Source organism: uncultured Thiodictyon sp., assembly GCF_903828115.1.
Lineage (GTDB): Bacteria > Pseudomonadota > Gammaproteobacteria > Chromatiales > Chromatiaceae > Thiodictyon.
Genome location: NZ_CAIKKU010000549.1, coordinates 1 through 2609 on the forward strand (window position 1 = coordinate 1; position 2609 = coordinate 2609).

Here is a 2609-nt window from a genome sequence, read left to right on the forward strand (position 1 = left end):
GACCACCGCGGCCCTGTTCGCCAGCGAGGAGGTCAACCGTGTCACCTTCGCGCAGGCCGCCATTGGGATCGCCCATGTCGGCGTCGATGGGCGCTGGCTGCGTGTCAACCACAAGCTGTGCGAGGTCCTCGGCTACCCCATCGAGGAATTGCCGCGCATCGCCCTCCAGGACATCGAGCATCCGGACGACCTTGTGTCCGATACCGCGGCGATGCACAAGCTCCTGGCGGGGGAGCGGCCGGTCGATTCGGTGGAGCGGCGCTATGTCCGCAAGGATCGCTCGCTGGTCTGGATCAACCGGACCATCTCGCTGGTGCGGGGCACCGACGGCGAGGCGCTGCATTTTATCTTTCTGGTCGAGGACATCGCGGCGCGCAAGCAGTTGGAGGCGGAACGCAGTGCCTATCGGATTCGCCTTGAAGCCGAGGTGGCACGCCGAACCCAGGAGCTCGAAACCGCCAACGCGGACCTGGAGAGTTTCAGCTACTCGGTCTCTCACGACCTGCGCGCGCCGCTGCGCGCCATCGACGGTTTCAGCGCCATCTTGCGGGAGGACTATGCGCCCCAACTGGATGCAGAAGGGCTGCGGCTGTTCGGCGTGGTCAGCGACAACGCCCGCAAGATGGCACAATTGATCGACGACATCCTGGCCCTGTCCCGTGCCGGGCGGATGGACCTGGAACTGGCGCAGCTGGACATGAATGGCCTGGTCGACGCGGTCTGGGCCGGGCTGGCGCAGCAGCGTGCCGGGCGGCCGGTCGAGTTCCATCGGGCCGACCTGCCGTCGGTCTGTGCCGATCGGCGCGCCTTGGAGCAAGTCTGGCAGAATCTGCTCGACAACGCCCTGAAGTTCAGCCGCCACCGCGACCCGGCGCGCATCGAGGTCAGCGCGGAACGCCAGGATAACCTGATCTGGTTTGAGGTCAAGGACAACGGGGCCGGCTTCAATGCGGACTACCGGGGCAAGCTGTTCGGCCTGTTCCAGCGGCTCCACGGTATGGACGAATTCGCCGGCACCGGCGTCGGCCTGGCCATCGTCAAGCGCTTCGTCCAAAAACACGGCGGACAGGTGGCGGCCGAGGGTGCCGTCAATGTCGGGGCCAGGTTCCGCTTCGGGCTGCCGGTCAGGCCGGATCAGGCCCTGTCGGAGAAGAGGTGAATCATGAACATGACCGATTCGGTAGTCGATATCCTGCTGGTGGAAGACAACCCCAACGATGCTGAGCTGGCGCTGCGCGCACTGAAGAAGCACAACCTGGCCAACCGGGTCATCTGGGTCAAGGACGGCGAGGCCGCGCTGGACTATCTGTTCCATCGCGGCCAATACGCGGGGCCCAATGGCCTGCCACGCGTGGTGCTGCTCGATCTGCGCCTGCCCAAGGTGGACGGCATCGAGGTGCTGACGCAGATCCGCGCCAATGCGCAGACCCACGATCTGCCGGTGGTCGTGCTCACTTCGTCGAAGGAGGAGCGCGACCTGGTCTCCACCTACAAGCTCGGGGTGAACAGCTTCGTCGCGAAGCCGGTCGCGTTCGACGAGTTCGCCCGGGTGGTGGCCGATCTCGGTATGTACTGGGTGCTGATCAATCGCGTGCCGCCCGATATCCGTTCGCCGTCGTGAACTGCCCATTGCGCATCCTGCTGCTGGAAGACAATCCGGCCGACGCTGAACTCAACGAGCGCACTCTGCGCAAGGCCGGGATCGACTTCGAGTCGCGACGGGTCGAACACGAGGCGGAGTTCGTCGCTGCACTGGAAACCTTCCGCCCGGACCTGGTCCTGGCGGACTATCACCTGCCGGACTTCGACGGCGGCCGTGCACTGGCCCGGGTCCGGGCGCGGGACCCCGATCTGCCGTTCATCTTCGTCAGCGGCGCCATGGGTGAGGACCTGGCGGTGGCAGCCCTGCACCAGGGCGCCAGCGACTATCTGCTGAAGGATCGGCTCTCCCGCTTGCCGGAGGCGGTCACGCGTACCCTGGCGGAGGCCGAACGAAAGGCCAATCTGCGTGACTCGGAACAGTCATTGCGCGCGAGCGAAGAGCACTATCGGATGGCGACGCAGAGCATGCAGGACGCCTTTATCCTCATGGACGACCAGGGCGGCGTCATCGAATGGAACCCGGCCGCCGAGCGGATGTTCGGCTACCCGCGAGAGGAGATCCTCGGCCGCAGCCTGCACGAAACCCTGGTACCGCAGCGATTTCGCGGCGCCTATCGGCACGCCTGGCCGCATTTCCTCCAGACCGGCGAGGGTGAGGCCATCGGCCGCACCCTGGAGTTAGTGGCGCTGCGCCGGGACGGTCAGGAATTTCCCATCGAACTGTCGCTGTCCGGCATGTCCGTGAACGGCCACCGCCAGGCGGTGGGACTGATCCGCGACATCGGCGAGCGCAAACGGCTGGCGGCGGAGCTCGAAGGCTATCGGCAGCACCTCGAACAAGTGGTCGCGCAGCGCACCGCAGAATTGGTGGAGGCCCGCGACCAGGCCGAGGCGGCCACGCGTGCCAAGAGTGCCTTCCTGGCCAATATGAGCCACGAGATCCGCACACCCATCAATGCCATCGTCGGCCTGACCTATCTGTTGCGCAAGCGGCTTACCGACCCGCA

General features: G+C 65.7%; 3 protein-coding genes. All 3 read left to right on the forward strand.

The window, feature by feature from the left end:
- Positions 1–1159: ATP-binding protein (locus QZY48_RS20405; RefSeq protein WP_295434613.1), on the forward strand; the 1159-nt coding region annotated here is incomplete at its 5' end.
- Positions 1160–1162: 3 nt separating this feature from the next.
- Positions 1163–1621, forward strand: coding sequence for a response regulator (locus QZY48_RS20410; RefSeq protein ID WP_295434616.1), 459 nt, complete (start codon positions 1163–1165; stop codon positions 1619–1621).
- Positions 1618–2609, forward strand: a 992-nt coding sequence (locus tag QZY48_RS20415; protein WP_295434617.1) for a hybrid sensor histidine kinase/response regulator, incomplete at its 3' end; no start/stop codon positions are given. The genes QZY48_RS20410 and QZY48_RS20415, both read left to right, overlap by 4 nt.